The following is a 17,206-nucleotide window of genomic DNA, read 5'->3' as shown; positions in this document are numbered from 1 at the left end:
CCAGCAGGCTCGGCTGTTAGTCTTTAATAGGTTAAACTACTGCTGCCATAAAGAAAAAACGCGTTAATGTACGTATTTGCGTGATATTTTTTTCTGTATTAAGATGTAAAACATCATAAAAAATTGAAAAGTCAGTTTTTTAAGAACCAATTAAAGGAGTGGCTAAATTGGCAGCAAAAGTGATCTCTACCCCATTATTAAGCGAGCATAAAATCAACGTCCATTTCCCTGTTCAGCAAGTCGTCAACCATCAAGGCCAGCTGGTCGATCCAGTTTATGAAAGCGCCATCAACGAAGAGTTAGCCCAAACGTTCTATCGACAGCTCGTTCGCATGCGGACATTGGATCGTAAAGCAAAGAGCCTGCAGCGGCAGGGACGGTTAGGCACTTACCCTCCTTTTGAAGGACAGGAGGCTGCTCAAGTCGGCAGCGCATTAGCTCTTGAAGCGGACGACTGGATGTTTCCAACTTACCGCGACCATGCCGCCAGCATCACTTTCGGAAAATCGTACGGCATCCTCTCTTCCTGGAATGGCCGCGTGGAAGGGAACCTGCCGCCGGCGGGAAAGAAGATTTTGCCGCCCTCAGTCCCTATTGCCACCCAGCTTCCCTTGGCAGCCGGAGCGGCAATGGCTGCTAAATTTAAAGGGTCATCGGAAGCTGTCATCGCCTATTTCGGCGATGGCGCTACATCAGAGGGAGACTTTCATGAAGGCTTAAATTTTGCAAGCGTGTATCAGGCTCCCGTCGTTTTCTTCAACCAAAACAACGGCTATGCCATCTCCCTCCCCATTCACAAACAAATGAACTCGGAAACGATCGTCCAAAAAGCGGTGGCCTATGATATTCCAGGCGTTCGGCTCGATGGAAACGATATATTTGCCGTGTACTTTCAGACAAAAAAGGCACTGGAGCGGGCCCGCAATGGCGGAGGACCTACCCTGATTGAAGCAATTACATGGCGGTATGGCGCCCATACAACCGCTGATGATCCAAGCAAGTATCGCGATCAGCAAGAAAGTGAAGAACGGCGGGAATACGACCCCGTTACGCGGCTTGAGCATTTTATCAAACGTAACGGTTATGGAGATGATGCTTGGATGGATAGCGTACAGATAGAAGCTTCTGAAGAGATCGAAGAGGCTGTAAAGGAAATGGAGTCGATGCCGCCGCCAGATATAAATGACATGTACGATTTTATATTTGCAGCACCTACCTGGACCATTGCCGAGCATAAACAGCAATATCTTAAGCATTTACAGGAGGAAGAATAAATGTTAACAACCGTGAAATCAAGACAATTAACATTCATTCAAGCGATTACAGATGGAATGCGCACTATGCTCAAAGAGCGAAAAGAAGTGGTTATCCTTGGAGAAGATGTCGGAAGGAATGGCGGTGTCTTTCGGGCAACGGACGGACTGCAGGAGGAGTTTGGAGAGAAGAGAGTTTTTGATACGCCGTTAAGTGAATCAGGATTGATGGGCGCCTCCATCGGCATGGCCTTGAACGGGCTGCTCCCAATTGCTGAGATTCAATTTTTAGGATTTATTTATCCGGCATACGAACAAATTATGACTCATGCTACACGAATGCGCTATCGCTCCAAAGGAGTTTTCACTGTTCCCCTAGTCATTCGCGCGCCCTATGGAGCTGGCGTCCGCGCTCCGGAAATCCACTCAGACAGCGCAGAAGCGTTATTTACCCATATGCCGGGAATAAAAGTGGTCTGTCCTTCCACTCCCTATGATGCGAAGGGATTGCTCATAGCAGCCGTGGAAGATCCTGATCCGGTCCTGTTCCTCGAGCCTCTGCATTCCTACCGTTCCATTCGCGGCGACGTGCCGGAGGAGAAATATACAGTGGAAATCGGCAAAGGACAAAGAGTTCAGGAAGGAGAGGATGTCACGCTGATCGCCTGGGGAGCGATGATGCCGGTCGTACTGAAAGCAGCAGCAGAAGCTGCCAAAGCGGGCATTGCCTGTGACGTGATTGATTTACGCACGCTGTATCCTCTTGATAAAGACATCATTGCGGAATCCGTTCAAAAAACAGGCCGCTGTGTCATTGTTCACGAAGCACATGCTACCGGCGGCTTAAGCAATGATATCCTTTCTATTATTAACGATACCTCCTTTCTCTATATGCGGGCGCCGATCGAGCGCGTCACCGGCGCCGATGTTCATGTTCCATTTTGGGCGTTAGAGGAGCATTACCTGCCGACCCCGTCCCGTGTTAAAGCCGCTATCCGTAAAGTGGTTCACTTTTAAAAACAGCCCCATATCAAAAAAGCCTGATCCGCATCAAGCGAATCAGGCTTTTGGTCTATTCTTGAATCAGGCTTCTTTGACAGCCTCGATTTCTCCGATCACTGGCGGGATTTCAGGAACTGTTTTTGTCACTTCAACAAATTTGATGTGGTAGCCGTCCAGTTCCACAACCTTAAATGTGAAACCGTCCCGTTCGATCGTGTCACCTTCCTGGACCTCAAACTTCTCCGTTAAAATCCATCCGCCGATCGTATCAACATCTTCCTCATCAATATCCGTTCCAAACAAGTCGTTGACTTCGCTCAGCAGCACCTTCCCATCAAGCATCGTTTGGTGATCATTGATTCGTTTAATCATTGGTGTTTCGTCCTGATCAAACTCATCGCGAATTTCTCCGACGATTTCCTCAAGAATATCTTCTGTCGTGACAAGTCCGGCCGTACCGCCGTATTCATCAATCAGGATCGCCATTTGAATGCGTTCCTTTTGCATTTTTACAAGCAAATCATGAATCGCAATAGACTCGATGACTTGAATAACCGGGCGGATATAATGGTCGATCGTCACATTCTTTTTTGTTTCATCCCGAATATAGTCTGTTAAGACTTCCTTCATATTCACCATGCCGATGATGCGGTCCTTATCGCCATCTGCAATTGGGTAGCGGGTGTAATTTTCCTCCATAGCTACCTCAATACATTGTTCCACGGTGTGCGACTTATCAAATGCTGTTACTTCTGTACGCGGCACCATGATTTCTTTAGCCAGACGATCATCAAATTCAAAAATATTGTTTACATATTTATATTCCGATTGGTTAATTTCTCCGCTCTTTAAGCTTTCTGACAAGATCATCCGCAGTTCTTCTTCGGTATGCGCCATTTCACTTTCTGACACAGATTTAAAGCCGAATAATTTAATTAACAGTGTGGATGACCCGTTCAGCAATTTAATGAATGGATACATTAGTCGGTAAAAAATAATCATTGGTTTGGCAGCCAGCAGCGTCACTTGCTCTGCCTTTTGAATAGCAATCGTTTTCGGCGCCAGTTCACCTACAACGACGTGCAAAAAAGTAACCGTGGAAAAAGCGATCAAGAATGACAGCACACTGACAACAGACTCTCCCAAATTCAGACGCTCAAACAGCGGATGAAGCAAGCTTTCCACCGTCGGCTCACCAAGCCAGCCGAGTCCAAGAGCCGTCACCGTGATTCCTAGCTGACAGGCTGATAAATACTCATCAAGATTTGAAATCACTTTCTTTGCAGCCTCTGTATTTGCCCGTCCCTCTGCTGCCAGTTGATCAATCCTTGTGCTTCTGACCTTTACAATTGCGAACTCGGTCGCTACGAAGAAACCGGTTAATGCAATTAAAAAGGCAACCATGATTAAGTTTAATATGTCCAAATAAGATCCTTGCGGCTACATTGTGCCGTAAGGAATTACACCTCCGTTAAGTTAAAATGAATATTTCTATTCAACCGTCCTTTTTTTTGCGCGCTGAGGCTTGATCCGGCCTGTTTGCTTACAAAAAACAGTCTGGTTGTTTGTTTCCATAAACTGAGCTGCACTGCCTGCAAACATTTTTACATTTCTTTCTACTGCCTTCCCAATATCCTCACCTCACTTTTACATACTTCTACTTTAAGATATCGGTCTTTTTCAGTCAATATTTAGAAAACAAAATAACAAACAATAATAACGGGCAAGCAATGAATGGATGCTACATTTTATTCTATTAGGGCCGGCTATGTTCATTTCTCTTTTTTGGAGAATTTCTTGCCAACTTCAGATGTAGAGGAAAGAGAGCGCCCGATATAAATACCCAGGGCGCCCTCTTCTTATTTATCGCATGGATGGATGTCCGGACCGGGCGGGCTGATTATTCATTCCCCCGCCCCCCATGCCTGTCAGCTGAGGAATCATGCTTGGAAGCTGTCCGCTTCGGCCCGTCATCATACTGTAAGCTACGGCGCCGATGCCGATTGAAGCAACAATAGGTAATAGCTGAATGTTCTTTTTCATCTACTTCCACCTGCCCTCTGTTGAATTGCTTTTTCAAGCATGTATAGTTTTTGTTAGTTGCACTTAAAACAATCAAGCATTTTTTACAAGCTTTTACGGGCAAAGCCGGCATCTTTTCCAAATACTGCTTTTCTTTTTTTTTTTGAAAAAGTAAACTATAGGCAGCCTCGCATGTAAAGGAGCGGTAAATTTGCAGAAAATGAAAATTTTGATTATAGAAGATGCAGAAACGGTGCGCAATGAGCTCAAAGACTTTTTAACAGCCTATGGCTATGAGGTTGAAGCGCCCGATGATTTCCAGCATGTTCTCTCTTATGCGACAAAGGAGGACATTCATTTAATTTTGCTCGATATTAATTTGCCGGTATTCGACGGCTATTTCATCTGCCGGGAAATCCGGAAATCCTCTCAGGTGCCAATTATTATCGTCACAAGCCGGAATAATGAAATGGATGAACTGATGAGCATGAATCTTGGCGCAGATGATTTTGTGACAAAGCCTTATCATACACAGATCCTTCTTGCCCGGATCGATGCCGTTCTTAAACGGGCTTATAAACAGCCCGAGGCGCTAAGCCTGACAGTAGGGGAACTCAAACTCCACTTAGCGAATGGGACCATCTCCTATAAAGGCGGGCACCAGGAGTTAACGAAAAATGAATTTAAAATTCTTCATTATTTGATGGTGAAGAAAGGCAGCATCGTTTCCAGAGAAGAGCTAATGGAACACTTATGGTCCTCCGATTTATTTGTTGATGACAATACTTTGTCCGTGAATGTAACGCGTCTGCGCCGAAAAATTGAAAGCCTCGGCATGGAAAATCCGATTGAAACGAGACGGGGCCTCGGGTATATCTTGTCATGAAGATAAGCGCCTACTTAAAGGAAAGGTCCGTTTTCTTATTTGTGAATGTCCTGCTTTTCCTTGCTGTCTCTGTTTTTCTATGGATGATTCATGTGCCTGCATGGCTGATTATCCTCCTTTTTCTTTGCTGGTTTACTCCCCTTTTTACTTCCTATGCATTGGAATTCTGGCAAAGAAAAAATTATTATGACCCGCTCGTGAAGAATGCACAGCTGCTTGATCAGCAATATTTGCTTACAGAGATGGTGGAGCCGCCTGATTTTTTGGAAGGACAGCTGATGTACGAGATTTTGCAGTCAACAAATAAGCAAATGCACGAGCACGTCAATCAGCACAAACGGATGCAGACAGAATACCGCGAATATGTGGAAACATGGGTTCACGAAATTAAAACTCCGATCGCCGCAGCCAAATTAATTATTGATAATCAGCAAAACACTGCAGCAAAAGGGTTATACGAAGAGTTAGACAAAATTGAAGGGCTCGTTGAACAAGCACTGTATTATGCTCGCAGCAGCAGCGCAGATAAAGACTATCTCGTGAAAGAATTTAAGCTAAGAAGCTGCGTGACAAATGTTTTGAAAAAAAATGCTAAAGCCTTTATTTATAACAAAATCCAATTAGAATTGGCCGAGTTTGAAGATGTTGTATACTCCGATGAAAAATGGGTGGAATTCATTCTTAACCAACTCATCATTAACAGCATCAAATACAGTCAAGCCGACAAGAAACACATTCGCATCTTTGTGAGCAGGCATGAGCATAATCTCGTGCTGCATATTGCGGATAACGGGATTGGCATTGATGAAAAAGATATCCGGCGAGTATTTGATAAGGGCTTTACGGGAGAAAACGGGCGAGCCTTCCAAGCATCGACCGGCATTGGCCTGTATTTATGCAAGCAGCTTGCCGATAAACTTCATCTCGGAATCGATATCCAATCAGTCAAGCACGCTGGAACAGAAGTAACGATCATCTTTCCAAGAAGCAAAGTCACTTTGCTTGAGCAATAAAAAAAAGCCGCTTGCCAGCAGCGTGATTAGCCATTGGCAAGCGGCTCTTTGCCAATCTTACAAAAATGTAAGGCTTTTGCAACGCAAAGCAATATGTCCCTCCCTTTAAAAGCGGTACACTGAACGTATCATACAAAGGAGCGTGGCAAAATTGGATTCCGTGTTAAGAGTTGAACAAATTGAAAAATACTTTGGCAATAAAGGGAATGTGACCAAAGCAATCGATAATATTAGCTTCTCAATCGAAAAAGGCGAGTTTGTCGGCATTATGGGGCCGTCCGGAAGCGGGAAAACAACCTTGCTGAACTGTATTTCCACCATCGATCATGTCACGACTGGAAATATTCAAATTAACGGCACCGACATCACCCAGTTAAAGGGGGGAAGGCTGGAGAAATTTCGGCGGGATGAGCTCGGCTTCATCTTCCAGGATTTCAACCTGCTGGATACGCTGACCGGTTTTGAAAATATTGCGATTGCCTTGACCATTCAGGGGCGAAACCCGAGTGAAATTACGCAGCTTGTAGAAAAAGCGGCCGCCAAGCTGGAAATCACCTCTGTATTAAACAAATTTCCTTATCAAATGTCAGGCGGCCAAAAGCAGCGCGTTGCTTCCGCGCGAGCCATCGTAACTAACCCCTCGATTATTCTGGCGGATGAGCCAACCGGGGCGCTGGATTCAAAATCCTCCCGGCTTCTGCTGGATGCATTTGAGAAGCTGAATGACGAAATGCAAGCGACCATCCTAATGGTCACGCATGATGCTTTTACAGCGAGTTATGCCAAGCGCATTTTATTTATTAAAGACGGCAAAGTCTTTAACGAGCTGATCAGAGGCACTGATTCACGCAAGGAGTTTTTCAGCCGGATTATCGAAGTAGTCACCCTTTTAGGAGGCGACACGAATAATGTTTTTTAAGCTATCGCTTCGCAACGTCAAACGAAGCTTTAAAGATTATTTCATTTACTTTCTGACCTTGACCTTCGCGGTTTGTATTTTCTATAGCTTTAACTCAGTTGCTGATCAGGAAGCGATGCAGGATTTATCGGCAAGTCAGTCAGATATGATTAAAACATTGAAACAGCTGCTTTCCTTTGTTTCCATTTTCGTTTCTGTTATTCTCGGCTTTTTGATTATCTTTGCCAATAATTTCTTAATCAAGCGGCGAAAGAAAGAGCTCGGCTTATATATGACGCTCGGCATGGGCAAATATAAGATCTCCCGGCTCCTTGTTACGGAGACTCTCGTTGTCGGCATTCTGTCATTGGCGGCAGGCTTGGCAGCCGGTGTATTTATTTCGCAAGGGCTATCCCTGCTGACAGCTTCCATGTTTGATGTTGATTTTACCGGTTATGCGTTCGTTTTTTCGAATGATGCCATGCTGAAAACCGTTCTTTATTTTGGCATCATTTATTTACTGGTCATGGTGTTTAACAGCATTGTCATCTCAAGATATAAATTAATCGATTTATTAACAGCGGCAAGAAAAAATGAGCAATTAAAGGTGCGAAAAACGGCTGTTTCAGTCATGCTGTTTATTTTGTCGCTCCTCATTTTGGGTATCGCTTACGGAGTCATGCTGAAATACGGCTTGATGGAAAGCACGGCGCTTGTCTGGACATGCGTAGGACTCGGCTCGTTTGGCACCCTGCTGTTTTTCATGTCATTGTCAGGGTTCGCTTTAAATATTATCCAGCAATCAAAAAACATTTACTTTAAAGACATCAATATTTTTGTGCTGCGGCAAATTAACAGCAAAGTCAACACGACCTTCTTGTCCATGACAATTATTTGTTTAATGCTCTTCTTCACAATCGGCGTCCTTTCCAGCGGCTTCAGCCTAAAGGATGCGATGAACCGCGATTTAGAAGCAGCCACACCGTTTGATGCCAGCGTAGGCTTGTTCATTGAAGAAAACTCATCCATCAAGGATATCCGCCAGGCTGAACAGAAGCTGGGGCTGGACTTGGACAGTTATGGAGAAACGCACCGCTTCACTCGCTATCAAACGGATCAATCGTTAAAGCCGCTTTTGCTTCCTTACAAGGATAAAAGCAGCGAGCCGCTCGTTGACCACTTTGATCAGACTTACGTGACGGCTATTGCCCGTTCCGATTATGAAGCAATTGCCGCCATGCAAGGGAAAAAGCCGGTGAAGACAAAAGACAATGAGGTTCTCCTATTATCCAGTGCCGGGAGCACCTTTAAAGACACATTTAAACGCTTCACCCGGGAAACGAAAACGATTAAATTGAATGGCCAAACCTACTCTATTGCCGGAAATGTGATTGATTTTGCGTCCTCGACGGATTTTAAAGGATTGGAGTTCTTAACAGCGGTGGTGCCTGATCAAGCAGCTGTCTCGATGAAGCCGCTCCATTCCATCACAAATATCCAGTATGACGGCGGCGAGCGTGCCAAAAATGATTACCTGTACAAACTGCTGAGTGCCTCGATGCGCGGCCAGCTGCAAAAAGAACAGGGCTTTACATTAAGCGGTGCCACGAAAACAATGGTGCATGAAACCTATACGGGTGCATCGGCCATTACCGTCTTCATCGGCATCTACCTTGGAATTATCTTCTTAATTTCCAGCGCCGCTGTGCTTGCCTTGCAGCAGCTCTCGGAAGCAAGCGACAACGCCGAAAGATATACGGTATTGAAGAAAATCGGCGTGACGAAAAAAGGCATCAACAAAGCGATCTTCAGACAAATTTTTATTTATTTCATGATGCCTCTTTCTCTGGCCATCCTCCACTCCATTTTTGGTGTTCAAGTGGTGAATAAAGAGATTATGGTCGCAGGAGGCGGAAATGTTCTGCTGTCCTCCCTGTTGACCGGGCTCATTATTATTACCGTGTATGGCGGCTACTTCCTAGCAACCTATTCAGGTTATAAGCGCATTGTAAAATAAACAAGGTGCCTCGATTGGACTCTATGCCCTTTGTCCAGTTGAGGCGCCTTTTGCTGTATTGTCTTTTCATGCGGCTGGAAAACCACATTTCCGGAATCAAACATATTCCTTTTTCGCCTCTCATAAAATGGACAAGGAGAGAAAGTCTTTTGGGAGGAGTCTATATGGAGATTAGACAAAGTAATGTAAAGGATGTATTGGAACCCTTATGAGAAAACTGTTGTTAATCTACTTCTACTTATTCGCCGGTGCTTGCTTGCAAGGGATGGCCATGTCTTTATTCTTGTTTCCACACTCCATCCCCTCTGGCGGAGCTGCGGGTCTGGCTCTCCTGATGAATCATTGGTTCCATTTCCCCCTCGGCTTTTCTTTATGGCTGGCCAATGCGTTTTTCTTGCTGTTTGCATTGAATTATTTCGGCTTTACCTGGACTTTTCGGACAATTACCTCAGTAGCAGTGACTTCCACGACGATCAGTATTCTGACGTATCAAATTCCCCATGTGCATGTCCACATTTTTTTCGATATGTTAGCGGGCAGTATTCTTTTCGGTATCGGCGTCGGTCTCCTGATTCGAGTAGGAGCTTCAAGCGGAGGAATGGTCATCCCGGCGTTGATGATTGCCTCTTATAAAAACTGGAGTCCAGGGAAGGTCATGATGGGCATTAATTTGTTTATTTTTCTGCTCACTTCCCTGATCATTGATTATAAAATTGTGATTTATGCTGTTATTTGCCAGTTTTTCTCTACCAGCATTATTGATTATATTTATGCCTTCCGCTTCCGGAAAGTCAGTGTGCTCTCTCCCCATTGGAGACGAAAATAAAAGAAGATCCGCCTTACAGGATCTTCTTTTCTGTTAAGTACGTGATGACTTTCTGCACTGCTTGCTCAATGGACAGTTGATCCGTCTCAATGACAATCTCAGGATGATCAGGAGGCTCATAAGGAGAAGTAATGCCTGTAAAATTAGGGATGACTCCTTTTCTCGCCTTTTCATATAACCCCTTCGGATCACGTTCCTCGCAAATGTGAATAGGGCAATGGATATGCACTTCAATAAATTCATCTGGCTGAAACATATTCCTGACAAGCTGCCGGTCCTCCCGGAAAGGAGAGATAAAAGCGGAAGAAACAATTTGGCCGCTATCGACAAACAACTTTGCCACTTCTCCTATTCGGCGGATGTTTTCTTTCCGGTCCCTTGCTTGGAAGCTTAAATCCTGATTTAATCCGTGGCGGATATTGTCCCCGTCGAGCACATAGCTGTGGCATTGCCGCTGAAACAGCGCTTCATCCACTGCATTGGCCACCGTTGATTTGCCAGAGCCGGATAGCCCGGTAAACCATAACACACAGCTTTTATGCCCGTTTAAAAGGTGGCGCTTTTCTTTCGTTACCGCTGCATGATGCCAAGTGATGTGATCAGCTTTTCCCATACTCTACATCCTTTATATTTTTGTATAAGCTTTCTTCATGCCTTTGATCAAGGTATCAATCACTTCCGGCCGGCTGAACTCTTGGGGCGGATGCTCTCCATTTTTCAGCATTTGCCGAACGGCCGTTCCCGAGAGAATAACATGCTCCTCTTCCCCATGAGGACACGTTTTTTCAGATGCCATATTTGCACACTTTTTGCAATAGAAGCTATGCTCAAAAAACAGCGGCTTAATCCCGAGTTCTCCCTCTTCAAAATAACTGAATATCTTTTGGGCATCATACGTGCCATAATAACTGCCTACGCCTGCATGATCCCGGCCGACAATAAAATGTGTGCAGCCGAAGTTTTTCCGGACAATGGCGTGAAAAATAGCTTCCCGCGGGCCAGCATAGCGCATGGCCGCCGGAAAAACCGCTAGAAACACCCGGTCTTTCGGATAATAATTGTTCAAAAGCACCTCATAGCTTTCCATGCGAATTTCACTCGGAATATCGTCCGCTTTCGTTTCGCCGACAAGAGGATTCAAAAAAAGGCCATCTACTGTTTCCAATGCCGTTTTTTGAATATACTCGTGGGCTCGATGTACAGGATTGCGTGTTTGAAAACCAACAATGCTTTCCCATCCAAGCTCTTGAAATTTCTTTCTCGTTTCTGCAGGATCTAAATAATAGCGGGTAAATTTGCTTTTCTCCGGCCTTTTTACAAGAGTAATTGGACCGGCTACATAGACTTCCGGCCGCGCAAACAATTTTTTCACTCCTGGATGATTCAAATCAGCCGTTTGATAGACCTTATCAGCTTCGGCTTTTTTATCCGGGAAAAACAGCTCCTCAATCGTCATTACACCATAAATGGCGCCTTTGTGAACAAGATTGACCATTTCTCCATTTCTAAGCCTCATCGCTCGCTGTTCATCTACGGCCAATGTAATAGGCAATGACCAGGGAATCCCGTTCTCCAGTCTCATATGATCAACAACCGCTTCGTAATCAGCCTTTCCCATAAATCCCTCTAGAGGACTGTAGGCTCCATTTGCGATTAACTCCAAATCACTCAGCTCTAAAGGACTCAACTCAATAGAGTGAAGTGAAGCATCAACCGGGCAGCGCAAGTTCACCCGATTGACTAATTTGCCGCCATGCGGCGCTTGTTCTCCCACATTTCTTCCCTCCGATATGTGCTTTTTAATCTTGATGAAGGCCGCATTCTGTTTTTGGGCGCCCAGCCCATCTGCCAGCCCGGGATCCATCATTCTCTGAAATTGCCTCCGTACACGGCGTGCACCCGATACTTGGAAACCCTTTATCATGCAGCGGATTATAAGGCAGCTGATGAACATGGAGATAGGTCATAATCTCTTCCCACGTCCAGTGAATAAGCGGACAAACCTTTATCTTATGAAACTTTTCATCTTTATTGATATACTCAACATGACTTCTGGACGGAGACTGCTCTCTTCGAAGCCCTGAGATCCACGCTTTGGCATCCTTTAATGCCTCCTGCAGAGGAGCCACCTTTCTCAAATGGCAGCAAAGGTTAGGATCGTGTTTCCATAATTCTTCTCCGTGCTCTTTGGCTTGCTCCTGTACCGTCATTGCCGGTTTCACCTTCTTTATGAAAAGCGATGGATAACGCTCCTGCACCTTGTCAATCAGCTCGTATGTTTCCGGAAAATGCAGCCCTGTATCGAGAAAAACAATTTCGGCCTGCTTGTTTACCTTGGCAATCAAATCGATCAACACGATTCCTTCCGCTCCAAAGCTGCAGGCATAGACGATATCCTGCCCATATTCATGGAAAGCCCACTTCAATACGTCTAAACAGTCAGACTGGCCTTCTAACACTTCTCTTGCTTTTTTTTCGTCCCACTTGTCATAGGTTAACGGCTCTGCCACCAGCTTTTCCCCCATTTCTTTCCCCGCTGTGCCTAAACGTGAAAATTCAAAATGACGCATTCGTTATTTTGAACGGTTATTTTGTTCATATGATTGATATCCCCAGAGTAGCAATAAGAGATCGCGGCTCTTATCCAGGTGCCATGGCCGAATGCTAGTATATTTTGCCGGTCCCTGTACTTCTCCAAAAATAAAACAATCCGTCTTTTCAAATTTGCCACGCTTTCTCCCAGGATTAATTCTTCCGGATGATCCATCCACTTTTTTCCACAGTATTCATAAAGCTTCTCCTTGGAAAGACCTTCGAATGGCCCAAAGTCTAATTCATCCAGCAAAGGCTCGACTGTAAATGGATAGCCATAAATTTGCGCAGTTTGTTGGGTCCGCTTCATCGTACTAGCGAGCACCTCATCAAATGGCGCTAATTTGTCAAGCAGAAGCCTATTCTGCAGGACGCCCTGCCAGGAAGCCTCCGTTAATGGCGCAAGTTCGACATCTCTTCTCCCTTGCAGCTTTTGCTGTTTGTTCCATTCCGTTGGCAAATGTCTTATAAGGGTAATTTGCATTCACTATCCTCCAAATAAAAAGTCTCGCTTCTCAGCCCGCGCCGTTGGGCTTCCAAAACCAGCACGTCGTTAATTTTCACATTGCCTAAATTTACATTTGCTCCAATCTCTTTAATAAAATACATTTGATGCTTAGGAGTAGGCGCCTCAAAAATGATTTTTTTGCTGTCGATGTCTTGGATTAATTCACTGATCAAGTTGCATTTAATATTGCCGTTTTTCTCATAAATGCCCGCTGTGCCGGAGTCTCTTCCTTCTGTAATCACATATTGGCAGCCTGCCTCAAGCAATTGCTTCATTTCATCTTTCCATTGTGAGACAGCCATTTCCTGGCTGGAATCTTTAGAGCCCACCTCTGCAATGACGCGAAAATCTTTTTTTATTCGGGAAATAAGGTCAAGCCGTTCCTGCAATGGAATATTCAGCGTCCCGTTTGAGACTTCAATGTAATCAATGCCGAAATCGCGCAAGCTGGCCAGGTACTCCGGAATTTTATTCTGGTAGTAGCATTTTTCAAACAGCGTGCCTCCAAAATAAGGATGGATGTCATGCTGTTTATAGAGGTCGACTTTCTTTTTTAAGTTTGGGGTTACGTAAGCCGAGCCGAAGCCCAATTTAGCGATATCAATCAGGGGAGCGTAATCATGTAAAATGCTTTTCAGCTCTTCTAACGGGGTGCCTAAATCAATAATTGAAGTTAAGCCGTACGTTCTGTTTCCTGCCGTTCTTTTCGGCAATTCTAAAAATTCCATAGGGAATGGGCCTCCTCTATTTTTCTAAGATAGACTATTCAAAAACTGGGTAAACGTGTAGATAATGGGCTTTTCCCCACGGAAATTAGACGATTATCTTGCATAAAGGTGAAGCGGCATCCAAACAATAGGAAGGCATATATTCTTAACAGTCAGGGGTGTACATCATTGCCAAAGCAGAAACGAAAAGGCATGACTATTTTTGCGATCGGCTCCATTCCGCTTATTCTTGTCTTGGGAAATTCCATGCTGATTCCCGTTCTCCCAAAAATGAAAACAGAGCTCCATATTACTCAATTTCAAGTAAGCTTGATTATCTCGGTGTTTTCGATCGCTGCCGCTTTATCGATTCCCATATTAGGCTACTTATCCGACCGCTTCTCAAGGAAAGCCGTCATTATTCCGGCTCTTATTCTGTATGGAGTGGGAGGGCTTTTGGCAGGAATGGCTGCCGCCTGGTTCTCTAACGCTTATACATGGATTCTTGCCGGAAGGGTCATGCAAGGAATTGGCGCTGCCGGCACTGCACCGATCGCTATGGCACTGACAGGGGATTTATTTAAAGGAGGAGAACAAAGCAAAGTGCTTGGACTGGTTGAAGCTTCCAACGGCTTCGGAAAAGTCATCAGTCCGATTATCGGCTCTCTTGTGGCGCTGCTCTTTTGGTACGCAGCATTTTTTGTTTTCCCGATTTTTTGCTTTATCTCGATCTTGCTGACGATTTTCTTTATTAAAGAAAAGAAAACAAAAAAAGAACCGCCGCCCGTTGGCCAATATATAAAGGGCCTGGTGTCTGTTTTTAAAACGGAAGGGCGCTGGCTATTTGCCGCCTATTTAACGGGAGCTATTTGTTTGTTCACCCTATTTGGAATTTTATTTTACATTTCCGATATTCTTGAGAAGACCTACAAGATAGATGGCGTGCTAAAAGGAGGCATCTTGGCCATTCCTTTGCTCTTCATGACAACTACTTCTTATATAACAGGCAGTAAGATCGGCAAAAAAATGGGCCTGATGAAATCATTGATTGTCATCGGCTTGCTTTTAATGACCCTTTCTTTTTCGGCCTTGGTGTTCTTTAAAAGCCTTGTTCCCTTTTTTGCCGTTCTCGTCATCAGCAGCATCGGCACCGGACTTGTTCTTCCGTGTATTAACAGTTTTATTACCGGGTCAGTTCCTTCTGACCGCAGGGGGTTTGTCACCTCTCTGTACGGATCAGTCCGGTTCTTAGGGGTAGCCATCGGCCCGCCCGTTTACAGTGCGTTAATGGTTTGGTCGCGGACAGGCATGTTTTTGACAACTGCCGGCTTAACCCTGCTCGCTGCCCTCTTATGCCTTGTCCTTATTAAAGTAAGTAAAAAAGAACCTTCGGAGGAAAGCGATACATTGTTTAAAAAACTTCAATTTACGTAAAGGAGCAGATCAGATTGCAAATATACTTTTCACCTGAGGTGATGACTCCTCAGTTTCAAGTGTTAAATGTAGTGGACCCTAATAATAAAGCCGTTGGAAATCTGGCCCTCTTATTCGATGAAAAAAAGCTGTATGTGTACGGCATTCTTGAAGAAGAAGAAGTAGGAGCAGATTTCAAAGATTTGGTTACTCCTTATATTAAAGGATTGTCTAAAGCAAATCCGAACCTGGACGTTTTGTCCTGCTTATATGTAGGATGCAAAAAAATCGATCTGAACGGAACAAACAACAACCAATAGACTCCTCAAGCCCGGTTTTTAGGCCGGGTTTTTCTCATTCCCCCGATGACCTTTATCGGTTTCCCTTTTTCTTTCAAAAATAGCTTATCCCCTTCCCTTCTCCTAGTAGCAAGGCATGCACGCTCTTCATAAAGTGAGGATATAAAAATTATTTTTTATACCGATTAAAGTCGGACTGGAGTGTGCAGCTAATGAGCATGGGAATAATTATCATGGGGCTCCTTGTCGGTTTTTTGGTTGGTTTGACCGGGGTGGGCGGCGCCGCCTTATTAACGCCTGTTTTAGTGCTGATCGGGATTAACCCGGCCATCGCTGTCGGTACAGATCTTGTATATAACTCGATCACCAAGCTGTTCGGTTCCATTCAGCACTGGAAACAGAAGACCATCAATATGCGGCTCGTTAAATATTTAGCAATCGGCAGCGTGCCAAGTGCCATCTGCGCCGTTGGCCTTCTGCATCTGTTCGATTCTTTCTTCAACAACCAAGAGGAAATTATTAAGCATGCCCTTGGATATGTCTTAATTTTGGTCGCTTTAACAACACTCGTTAAAACCTTTATGAAGGACAAATTTGAATCCAACTATATTCAGCGCAAACCTCTTGAAGAAAAAAGAACGCTAACCATCGCGATTGGTGCCGTACTAGGCTTTATTGTCGGCTTGACGTCGATTGGCTCTGGCTCTTTATTTGCGCTCGCTATGTTGTATTTATATAAAATGCGGCCATCAGAGCTGGTCGGCACCGATATTGCCCATGCTTTTTTGTTAGTAACGGCAGCTGGCATCATGCACGCCGGGATCGGCAATGTTGATTACGCTTTAATGATGAACCTCTTGCTTGGTTCCATACCCGGGGTGATTCTAGGAAGCAGCTTATCCGCTAAATTTCCTGCCAAGCCGCTAAGAGCAGTGATGTCAGTGATTATCCTGATGAGCGGCCTGAAACTGATTGCCTGACAGCAATCAGCACCAACAAAAGGGAGATAGGCGCAGCCTTCTCTCTTTTTTCATACTGACAGATGGTCCATATAAATGAACTGCATAGGAAAGCACTTTCTCTTTCATACTAAAATAAATGAGATGTTAACAGGAGGAGAACAGTGGGGCACAATCGAGACACAGCCATGCATTTGTTATTGCTAGTTTTTGTTCTTGCATTCATTATCTGGTCAGCCATTAAACCCGTTGATTATCTGACCTGGGCAGCGGAAGTTCTTCCAGCTGTGGCCGGCTTGATCATTTTAATCGCCACCTATCGCCGCTTTCAGCTGACGACTCTTTCTTATATCATTATTGCCATCTTAGCGGTTGCGATGTCTATTGGCGGCCATTACACTTATGCGAAGGTCCCTCTCTTTAACTGGCTGAAGGATGCGTTTGATTTAAGCAGGAACCATTATGACCGATTAGGGCACTTTTTAAAGGGGATGTTCGTTATCGTCATCAGAGAAATTCTCCTGCGGGCATCACCGTTAACGAAGGGCTTCTGGCTCTCCATCATCAGCCTCAGCCTCTCGCTTGCCATAGCAGCGCTCTATGAAATCATTGAATGGCTGTCGGTCGTAGTCATTAAAGGAAAAAAAGTATCGACAGACTTTCTCGGCATGCAAGGTGATATGTGGGACGCCCAGTGGGACATGGCGCTGAATTTAACTGGCGCCGTTCTTGCTTTGCTGCTGTTATCGAACCTGCATAACCGTCTGCTGCAGCACAAACGCTAAACACCAAAGAGCGCCGGGCAGCCCGG

18 protein-coding genes are annotated in these 17,206 nt (G+C 44.8%); 11 read left to right on the top strand and 7 right to left on the bottom strand.

What is annotated here, in order from left to right; all coding sequences use genetic code 11:
- Window positions 1-212: 212 nt before the first annotated feature.
- Both pdhA and BBA02S_RS08155 read left to right on the top strand, forming a co-directional pair.
- Window positions 213-1,274 (top strand): pyruvate dehydrogenase (acetyl-transferring) E1 component subunit alpha, encoded by a 1,062-nt coding sequence (gene pdhA / locus BBA02S_RS08160; protein WP_041095726.1) that lies wholly within the window; start codon window positions 213-215, stop codon window positions 1,272-1,274.
- Window positions 1,275-2,270: an alpha-ketoacid dehydrogenase subunit beta gene (locus tag BBA02S_RS08155; RefSeq protein WP_041113437.1), complete on the top strand. Its 996-nt coding sequence runs from the start codon at window positions 1,275-1,277 to the stop codon at window positions 2,268-2,270.
- A 66-nt stretch (window positions 2,271-2,336) separates the two neighbouring features.
- Here BBA02S_RS08155 and BBA02S_RS08150 read toward each other — a convergent pair whose 3' ends face one another.
- The gene (locus tag BBA02S_RS08150; protein ID WP_041094894.1) at window positions 2,337-3,680 is read right to left on the bottom strand and encodes a hemolysin family protein; all 1,344 of its coding nucleotides are present in this window, start codon (window positions 3,678-3,680) and stop codon (window positions 2,337-2,339) included.
- 438 nt (window positions 3,681-4,118) lie between these two features.
- The gene (locus tag BBA02S_RS08145) at window positions 4,119-4,298 is read right to left on the bottom strand and encodes a hypothetical protein (protein ID WP_041094896.1); all 180 of its coding nucleotides are present in this window, start codon (window positions 4,296-4,298) and stop codon (window positions 4,119-4,121) included.
- A 199-nt stretch (window positions 4,299-4,497) separates the two neighbouring features.
- Here BBA02S_RS08145 and BBA02S_RS08140 point away from each other — a divergent pair, with 199 nt between their 5' ends.
- The 5 genes from BBA02S_RS08140 to BBA02S_RS08120 all read left to right on the top strand — a co-directional run bounded on the left by BBA02S_RS08140 (window position 4,498) and on the right by BBA02S_RS08120 (window position 9,917).
- Window positions 4,498-5,163, top strand: coding sequence for a response regulator transcription factor (locus tag BBA02S_RS08140; protein WP_041095727.1), 666 nt, complete (start codon window positions 4,498-4,500; stop codon window positions 5,161-5,163).
- Window positions 5,160-6,176, top strand: coding sequence for a sensor histidine kinase (locus BBA02S_RS08135; RefSeq protein WP_041094898.1), 1,017 nt, complete (start codon window positions 5,160-5,162; stop codon window positions 6,174-6,176). Before BBA02S_RS08140 ends, BBA02S_RS08135 begins: the two co-directional genes overlap by 4 nt.
- A 151-nt stretch (window positions 6,177-6,327) precedes the next feature.
- Window positions 6,328-7,095: an ABC transporter ATP-binding protein gene (locus tag BBA02S_RS08130; protein WP_041113436.1), complete on the top strand. Its 768-nt coding sequence runs from the start codon at window positions 6,328-6,330 to the stop codon at window positions 7,093-7,095.
- A complete protein-coding gene (locus tag BBA02S_RS08125) occupies window positions 7,085-9,091 on the top strand; it encodes an ABC transporter permease (RefSeq protein ID WP_041094902.1) in 2,007 nt (668 codons plus the stop codon). The genes BBA02S_RS08130 and BBA02S_RS08125 overlap by 11 nt, the downstream gene beginning before the upstream one ends.
- Before the next feature lie 208 nt (window positions 9,092-9,299).
- Window positions 9,300-9,917, top strand: coding sequence for a YitT family protein (locus tag BBA02S_RS08120; RefSeq protein WP_041094904.1), 618 nt, complete (start codon window positions 9,300-9,302; stop codon window positions 9,915-9,917).
- 13 nt (window positions 9,918-9,930) lie between these two features.
- On the opposite strand, the gene cysC is transcribed toward BBA02S_RS08120, so the two are convergent.
- Genes cysC through BBA02S_RS08095 form a run of 5 tightly spaced genes read right to left on the bottom strand, consistent with a single transcriptional unit; the run spans window position 9,931 to window position 13,745 of the window.
- Window positions 9,931-10,530: an adenylyl-sulfate kinase gene (cysC, locus tag BBA02S_RS08115; RefSeq protein WP_041113435.1), complete on the bottom strand. Its 600-nt coding sequence runs from the start codon at window positions 10,528-10,530 to the stop codon at window positions 9,931-9,933.
- Between the two features lie 12 nt (window positions 10,531-10,542).
- Window positions 10,543-11,691, bottom strand: coding sequence for a sulfate adenylyltransferase (sat, locus tag BBA02S_RS08110; RefSeq protein ID WP_041113434.1), 1,149 nt, complete (start codon window positions 11,689-11,691; stop codon window positions 10,543-10,545).
- Between the two features lie 25 nt (window positions 11,692-11,716).
- The gene (locus BBA02S_RS08105; RefSeq protein ID WP_041094910.1) at window positions 11,717-12,442 is read right to left on the bottom strand and encodes a phosphoadenylyl-sulfate reductase; all 726 of its coding nucleotides are present in this window, start codon (window positions 12,440-12,442) and stop codon (window positions 11,717-11,719) included.
- A gap of 17 nt (window positions 12,443-12,459) precedes the next feature.
- Complete coding sequence (locus BBA02S_RS08100) at window positions 12,460-12,993, bottom strand: histidine phosphatase family protein (RefSeq protein WP_041094912.1); 534 nt, start codon at window positions 12,991-12,993, stop codon at window positions 12,460-12,462.
- Window positions 12,975-13,745 (bottom strand): phosphosulfolactate synthase, encoded by a 771-nt coding sequence (locus BBA02S_RS08095; protein ID WP_041094914.1) that lies wholly within the window; start codon window positions 13,743-13,745, stop codon window positions 12,975-12,977. Before BBA02S_RS08095 ends, BBA02S_RS08100 begins: the two co-directional genes overlap by 19 nt.
- 192 nt (window positions 13,746-13,937) lie before the next feature.
- Between BBA02S_RS08095 and BBA02S_RS08090 the strand changes: the two genes are divergently transcribed.
- From BBA02S_RS08090 to BBA02S_RS08075, 4 genes are all read left to right on the top strand, one after another.
- Window positions 13,938-15,158 carry an MFS transporter gene (locus BBA02S_RS08090; protein ID WP_041095728.1) on the top strand — a complete coding sequence of 407 codons (1,221 nt, stop codon included), beginning with the start codon at window positions 13,938-13,940 and terminating at the stop codon, window positions 15,156-15,158.
- Between the two features lie 14 nt (window positions 15,159-15,172).
- The gene (locus tag BBA02S_RS08085) at window positions 15,173-15,457 is read left to right on the top strand and encodes a hypothetical protein (RefSeq protein ID WP_041113433.1); all 285 of its coding nucleotides are present in this window, start codon (window positions 15,173-15,175) and stop codon (window positions 15,455-15,457) included.
- A 191-nt stretch (window positions 15,458-15,648) separates the two neighbouring features.
- Window positions 15,649-16,416, top strand: coding sequence for a sulfite exporter TauE/SafE family protein (locus tag BBA02S_RS08080; protein WP_041113432.1), 768 nt, complete (start codon window positions 15,649-15,651; stop codon window positions 16,414-16,416).
- A 167-nt stretch (window positions 16,417-16,583) separates the two neighbouring features.
- On the top strand, window positions 16,584-17,180 hold the full coding sequence (locus BBA02S_RS08075) for a DUF2238 domain-containing protein (protein ID WP_041095729.1): 597 nt from the start codon (window positions 16,584-16,586) through the stop codon (window positions 17,178-17,180).
- Window positions 17,181-17,206: the final 26 nt, after the last annotated feature.

It is taken from the genome of Bacillus badius NBRC 15713 (assembly GCF_001591605.1).
In the GTDB taxonomy this organism is placed as follows: Bacteria; Bacillota; Bacilli; order Bacillales; family Domibacillaceae; genus Pseudobacillus; species Pseudobacillus badius.
Note: the sequence above shows the minus strand (reverse complement) of the source record. Positions and strands in the feature narration are given on the sequence as shown.